The sequence below is a fragment of the Lishizhenia sp. genome (assembly GCF_033720595.1).
In the GTDB taxonomy this organism is placed as follows: domain Bacteria; phylum Bacteroidota; class Bacteroidia; order Flavobacteriales_D; family Crocinitomicaceae; genus Lishizhenia.
Genome location: NZ_JAWWCF010000175.1, coordinates 1 through 6,445, shown reverse-complemented (window position 1 = coordinate 6,445; position 6,445 = coordinate 1). Strand labels below are relative to the sequence as shown.

Here is a 6,445-nt window from a genome sequence, read left to right as displayed (position 1 = left end):
TTACGAACGCATTCAGTTCTCCAACATGCTCTTGTTCTTTATACTGTTTTTTATAGTCGCATATATCTTTTACGGTTCTTTCTTTGCTGCCATTGGGGCATCTATGGGAAGCGAATCGGACGGACAACAATACATCATCCCTATTATGGGATTACTGCTGCTTGCTTTATACGGTGGTTATTATACGGTCTATTACCCAGAAGGTCCGTGGTCTAGTTTATTTGCATTCTTACCCTTTACCTCACCGGTTGTTATGATGACCAAATTAGGGATAGGGTTCAGTGCAAACGAAAGCTGGGAACTCTTTGCAAGTTTAGGAATCCTCTTAGGTTCAGCTCTTTTAATGTTCTATTTGGCAGGTAAAATTTACCAGAATGGAATCTTACAATTTGGACATCGTTTACGTGTAAAACACTTCATTAAGTGGCTTAAAAAATCATAAAATACTAGAATGACAGGTGCAGTTATAGACTTAGGTACAAATACCTTTAACCTCTTGATTTTCAAAAAAACAGCCACAGGCCGTAAAATCCTTTTCAAGCATAAAGAAGGAGTAGCTTTAGGTATGGGAGGAATTAACCAACAAACCATTGTTCCAGATGCGTTCGAACGAGGTATAAGCACGTTAGAGCAATTCAAAGCAATTTGTGACCAACACGGTGTAGAACAAATAAGAGCAATTGGAACTTCCGCTTTGCGCGCAGCCGAAAACAGGGATGATTTTATACAAGCCGCTTTTGCAATGACGGAGATTCCTATTACCATAATTGATGGAGAAACTGAAGCTGAATTAATTTACAGAGGGATACAAACTGCCCATGTATTTGAAGATAAATCCATCATTTTAGACATTGGCGGAGGAAGTAGTGAATTTATTTTTGCCAATAACAATGAAGTCATTAAAAGCAAAAGTTTTGAAATTGGGGTTTCTCGCATCTACCAACAATTTGAGTTCAATGACCCTTTAACCAACTCAGATATTGATGCTATCATAAACTACTTAGAGCAATCTACTCGTGGTTTCTTCGATGATATTCGCACCAATATTCTTGTAGGAGCTTCTGGTAGTTTCGAGACGTTTTATGAAATCATTGAAAATATTGACTTTCCTACGAATTCGCAATCACAACAAATTAGCAAAGAGCGTTTACATTGGTGTATAGACAATTTAATTAAATCGAGTTTAGCTGAGCGTAAATTAAATGATAGGATAATTCCCATCCGAAAAATTATGGCTCCTATTGCTGCAGTGAAAGTTATGTGGCTTATGGACAAACTAGATATCAATACCATTTATGTTTCTCCCCATTCTATGAAGGAAGGTTTGATGGAACATCTTTTCTAAGCGTTGGATTATTTTTAACTTTGAATCTTCTTAAAAAAGATTCGAGTAAATGTCTAAAATACTTATTAAAAACATCAAAAGTCTACTCCTAGCAGGAGAGGATTTACCAAGATATAAAGCAGGTGCTGAGATGGAAAATCTTAACACCATAGATAACGCATTCCTTGCCATTGAAGATGATGAAATCATAGCTTATGGTAAAATGGAAGACTGGGGTGGAATTACAGACTGGAGAGATCTAGAAGTAATTGATGCCGATGGTAAGATGGTTATGCCTGCATTTTGTGATTCACATACCCATGCCGTATTTGCCAAAACCAGAGAAAGTGAATTCGAAGATAGAATCAAAGGACTTACCTATGAAGAAATTGCACTTAAAGGAGGTGGTATTTTAAACTCTGCCCGCAAATTGCAGACGATGGACGAGGAAGAGCTCTTCCAAGACGCAATGGTAAGGTTAGAAGAAATGATGAGCTACGGTACGGGAGCTGTTGAAATCAAATCTGGGTACGGACTTACCGTGGATGCCGAGCTAAAAATGTTACGCGTTATCAAACGCTTGAAAGAAGCATCTCCATTAACGATAAAGGCTACTTTCTTGGGAGCACATGCTTACCCTCCAGAATTTAAAGAAAACCACCAAGGTTACATCGATCTAATCATCAACGAAATGCTACCGGTAATTGCAGAAGAGGGATTGGCCGATTACATCGACTGTTTCTGTGAGCGCAACTACTACTCAGTAGAGGAGATGAATCAAGTATTGGAAGCTGGAATAAAATATGGCTTAACACCAAAAGTTCACGTTAACCAATTCTCTATCCAAGGTGGAGTAGCTGCTGCCGTACAACACAATGCTTTATCTGTCGATCACTTAGAAGAAATTGATGATCAAGATATTGAAGCTTTAAAGGGAAGTGACTGCATGCCTACACTTTTACCCGGTTGTTCTTTCTTCTTATCTATTCCTTTTGGAGCAGGTAGAAAATTAATCGATAATGATTTACCCGTGGCGTTGGCTACTGACTTTAACCCAGGGTCTTCACCAAGTGGGAACATGCAATTGCTCACTTCTTTTGCATGTGTTAAAATGAAATTAACGCCGAACGAGGCAATAACGGCAACTACATTGAATACTGCCTATGCCATGGGCTTAGATAAAACACACGGAAGTATATCTTTGGGTAAGAAGGCGAACCTTATCATTACTCAACCCATGGAGAGTCCAGCACTAATACCTTATTCATTTGGTGCAAACTCTGCTGAGACAGTTATCATCAATGGTAAAAAAGTGAAATAATTATAATTCTTTAAGACACTGATTGAGGATTTTACCTCTTTAGGATAAGGATATTACTATTTTTGGACTGCTAAAATTATACAATCATAAATGAAAGTAATCGATCACATTAAGGAATCGGAAGAGACTTTATTCTCTTTTGAAATTTTACCCCCATTAAAAGGTAAAAACGTACAGTCAATTTTTGATGGTATAGATCCCTTAATGGAATTCAAGCCAAAGTTCATTAATGTTACTTATCACAGAGAGGAATACATATATAAAGAAAGAGGTCAAGGACTTCTAGAAAAAATAGCGATTCGTAAACGCCCTGGTACGGTTGGTATTTGTGCAGCCATTATGAACAAATATCAAGTTGATGCTGTTCCACATTTAATCTGTGGAGGTTTTAGTAAGGAAGAAACAGAAAACGCGTTGATTGATCTTCAATTCTTAGGCATTGATAATGTGCTCGCATTGAGAGGTGATTCTATTAAAACTGAAAGTTCTTTTCGTCCCCACGAAAACGGACATAAGTATGCTGTAGAATTGATAGACCAAATTACAGATATGAATAAAGGAACATATCTGATGGACGATATTCAATTGGAACCAACTAATTTCTGTATCGGTGCTGCAGGTTATCCTGAAAAGCACTTCGAAGCCATGAACCTTTCTACAGATTTAAAGTACTTAAAACAAAAGGTTGATGCAGGTGCGGAGTATATTGTTACGCAAATGTTCTTCGATAATAAAAAGTACTTTGACTTTGTTGAGGAGTGTAAAAAAGCAGGAATCAATGTTCCCATCATTCCGGGTATCAAACCTTTGAAAACAATGAACCACATTTCATTCTTGCCTAAATTCTTCCACATCGACTTTCCAGATGAACTTTCGGCAGAGTTATTGAAATGTAAGAATAATGAGGACGTTCAAGCATTGGGTGTAGAATGGGCCATCAATCAATCAAAAGAACTCAAGAAAGCAGGTGTACCTTGCATTCACTATTATACCATGTCTAAATCAGATGATGTTAAACTCATCGCCAACGAAATTTTTTAATATGAAATTATTAGCATCTTTATTTTTAGGTTTATTCCTAAGCACTAGTGTTTACAGTCAAGCCGACACAACCAAAATAACTTCAGAAGATTTACCAGGAATGGATTCTTTATCCAATGTAGTGGTTGTCGGTCAAATTGATTTTCAGCAAGACTTATTTGCGCTAGAAATCAACTTGACCACGCTGTTCAATCAGTACGGCATCAAAACAAAGTCGTCTTTAAATGTAGTTAAGCAAGGTGCTTCCGCTACATCTATGGCGAATGATAGCATACAGAACAAATTAAAAGAAGAAGGATTCGATACTTATCTTTTAATTTCTGTTAGAGGGTATGACAGAAGGTTTAAATCCTCTACGAATATTTTATCCTTAAATAAAAACTTAACCTCTGAACATCTCTTCCCGTTGTACAGAGATGATATTGTATCAGTTACGTTTGAACTTACCTTTTATAAAGATGGAAAACCCGTTGAAAATAGGTTAATCAAAATTGGAACGGTAGGCTCACAAGAAGCTGTTCTAAAAAAACTTAACAAGAAAATGGCGAAGCTCATTAAGAAAGAGTGGAAAGCATAAAAAAAGAGGTTGTCAAATGTGACAACCTCTTTTTATTTCTATCAATATTTATTTTCCGGTTTACTTTACCATCATTTTGGCCACGTACTTCCCGATAATATCAAACTCTAAATTTGCAGTATCACCTACCTTAATATTTTTAAAACTTGTATGTTCTAAAGTATAAGGGATAATGCAAACTGAAAACTCATTTTGTTTGGAGTTGACTACAGTTAAACTTACTCCATTTACAGTTACCGATCCTTTCTCAACTGTTAAGTCATCGCTGTTGTACTGAAAGGTAAACATCCAACTTCCGTCCTGATCCTCAATAGAAAGACATTCGGCAGTAGTATCCACATGGCCTTGTACAATATGACCATCTAAACGACCATTCATTTGCATGCAACGCTCCAGATTCACTTCACTTCCTTCTTTTAGTTCTCCAAGGTTTGTTTTCTCCAAAGTTTCCTTTATCGCCGTAACTACATATTGATTTCCATCAATTGCAACAACAGTTAAACAACAACCATTATGTGCCAAACTTTGATCTATCTTCAACTCTGAAGTAAAAGGACAACTTAAGGTAAAATGTACATTTTCCCCCTCGTGTTCAATTTTCTTCACCTCTCCTAGCGCCTCAACTATTCCTGTAAACATAATTATATCAATTCCATGTTATCAATTAAACGAACATCTCCACAATAAGCTACTACACATGCAGTGGCTCCATCTATCCATTCGTCTGTCAAAGGTAAAAGAGTTTCGGGGTTTACCACTTCTGCGTATTCCAATTCTAAACTACTTTGTCCTAAAGTGTCAATTAAATGTGCTAAAGTTACTGCAGGAGAATTCTCTTTCGCCATAGCTTTAGCTTGCACCAAGCTCTCGTAAATTACAAGAGCATCCTTTTTTTGATCTTCCGTTAAGCGTAGGTTTCGACTTGACATTGCCAAACCACCCTCTTCGCGTACAGTATCACAACCAACGATTTCCACACCCAAGTTTAACTTTTTGGTCATGGCTTTAATTACTGCAACTTGCTGAAAGTCTTTTCTTCCAAAATATGCTTTATTCGGTCGCACGATATCAAAGAAACGCGAAACTACATTCACCACACCATCAAAATGGCCAGGTCTATATTTCCCTTCCATTACTTCATCCACGGGAGACAAGTCCAAATCAATAGATTTATAATTCTCAGGATACACCTCTTCTACTTCAGGTAAGAACATTACATCACAACCATTTTCCTCCAGAAGATCCGCATCTTTCTGAGGCATGCGTGGATATTTTTCTAAATCAGAAGGATTGTTGAATTGTGTTGGATTCACAAAAACGGAGGCAACAACAATGTCACACTCTTTTTTTGCAGCTTTCAAAAGACTAAGATGTCCTTCATGTAAAGCGCCCATGGTAGGCACAAAACCAATTTTTTTATTCGCTACTGTGTAAGGTGCAAGGAAGGATTGTAAATCGGAAACACGCTTGTAAATTACCACGTAATTAAGTATTTAGAATATGTGCAAACGGACAAATCTATTCTTTTTTGTTGAAATTACGCTTTTTTTTATATATTTTTGTACTGAAATTTACGAATTTACTCTATATGGAGAAGAAAAGAATCCTATTTGTATCGCAAGAAATTGCCCCGTTCCTACCAAAATCTGAACTTTCAAAAACAGCAAGAAAATTACCGCAAGGTACACAAGAAAACGGAAAAGAAATCCGTGTTTTCATGCCACGTTTTGGGACAATCAATGAGAGAAGACACCAGTTACACGAAGTAATTCGTTTATCAGGTATGAACCTTATTATTGACGATCAGGATCACCCTTTAATTATCAAAGTAGCGTCTATACCAACTGCAAGAATGCAGGTGTACTTTATAGACAACGAAGAATATTTCAAAAGAAAATCTGTTTTCACGGATGACAAAGACGAATATCATGCAGATAATGATGAGCGTTCTATGTTCTTCTGTAGAGGAGTTTTGGAAACAGTTAAAAAATTAGGTTGGAAACCTGACGTGATTCACTGTCACGGATGGATGACATCATTAATGCCTATGTACATTAAAGATGTTTACGCCAACGATCCTCACTTTGCTGATGCCAAAGTTGTTTACTCTTTATACGACAATGAGTTTAACAAAAATTGGGATGACAGATTCGAAGAAAAACTTAAATTTGAAGGCTTTGGA

8 protein-coding genes are annotated in these 6,445 nt (G+C 36.9%); 6 read left to right on the top strand and 2 right to left on the bottom strand.

Annotation, left to right across the window (positions count from 1 at the left end; genetic code table 11):
* The 5 genes from R3333_RS11640 to R3333_RS11620 form a co-directional block, all read left to right on the top strand.
* Positions 1 to 442: ABC transporter permease (locus tag R3333_RS11640; protein WP_318958951.1), on the top strand; the 442-nt coding region annotated here is incomplete at its 5' end.
* Between the two features lie 9 nt (positions 443 to 451).
* Complete coding sequence (locus tag R3333_RS11635) at positions 452 to 1,345, top strand: hypothetical protein (protein WP_318958950.1); 894 nt, start codon at positions 452 to 454, stop codon at positions 1,343 to 1,345.
* 49 nt (positions 1,346 to 1,394) lie between these two features.
* Positions 1,395 to 2,645, top strand: a complete 1,251-nt coding sequence (hutI, locus tag R3333_RS11630; RefSeq protein ID WP_318958949.1) for an imidazolonepropionase — start codon at positions 1,395 to 1,397, stop codon at positions 2,643 to 2,645.
* Between the two features lie 90 nt (positions 2,646 to 2,735).
* Positions 2,736 to 3,686, top strand: a complete 951-nt coding sequence (gene metF, locus R3333_RS11625) for a methylenetetrahydrofolate reductase [NAD(P)H] (RefSeq protein WP_318958948.1) — start codon at positions 2,736 to 2,738, stop codon at positions 3,684 to 3,686.
* A gap of 1 nt (position 3,687) precedes the next feature.
* Complete coding sequence (locus tag R3333_RS11620; RefSeq protein ID WP_318958947.1) at positions 3,688 to 4,263, top strand: hypothetical protein; 576 nt, start codon at positions 3,688 to 3,690, stop codon at positions 4,261 to 4,263.
* 60 nt (positions 4,264 to 4,323) lie between these two features.
* Here the strand turns inward: R3333_RS11620 and R3333_RS11615 are convergent, their stop codons facing one another.
* Both R3333_RS11615 and panC read right to left on the bottom strand, forming a co-directional pair.
* Positions 4,324 to 4,902, bottom strand: coding sequence for a riboflavin synthase (locus R3333_RS11615; protein WP_318958946.1), 579 nt, complete (start codon positions 4,900 to 4,902; stop codon positions 4,324 to 4,326).
* A gap of 2 nt (positions 4,903 to 4,904) precedes the next feature.
* On the bottom strand, positions 4,905 to 5,744 hold the full coding sequence (panC, locus tag R3333_RS11610; RefSeq protein ID WP_318958945.1) for a pantoate--beta-alanine ligase: 840 nt from the start codon (positions 5,742 to 5,744) through the stop codon (positions 4,905 to 4,907).
* Between the two features lie 107 nt (positions 5,745 to 5,851).
* Between panC and R3333_RS11605 the strand changes: the two genes are divergently transcribed.
* The coding region (locus tag R3333_RS11605) for a glycogen/starch synthase (RefSeq protein ID WP_318958944.1) at positions 5,852 to 6,445 on the top strand (594 nt) is incomplete at its 3' end.

What these genes read in the sequence shown, in the direction of transcription:
- R3333_RS11635 (WP_318958950.1), top strand. Translation starts at nt 452, where the DNA reads ATGACAGGTGCAGTTATAGACTTAGGTACAAATACCTTTAACCTCTTG.
- hutI (WP_318958949.1), top strand. Translation starts at nt 1,395, where the DNA reads ATGTCTAAAATACTTATTAAAAACATCAAAAGTCTACTCCTAGCAGGA.
- metF (WP_318958948.1), top strand. Translation starts at nt 2,736, where the DNA reads ATGAAAGTAATCGATCACATTAAGGAATCGGAAGAGACTTTATTCTCT.
- R3333_RS11620 (WP_318958947.1), top strand. Translation starts at nt 3,688, where the DNA reads ATGAAATTATTAGCATCTTTATTTTTAGGTTTATTCCTAAGCACTAGT.
- R3333_RS11615 (WP_318958946.1), bottom strand. Translation starts at nt 4,902, where the DNA reads ATGTTTACAGGAATAGTTGAGGCGCTAGGAGAGGTGAAGAAAATTGAA.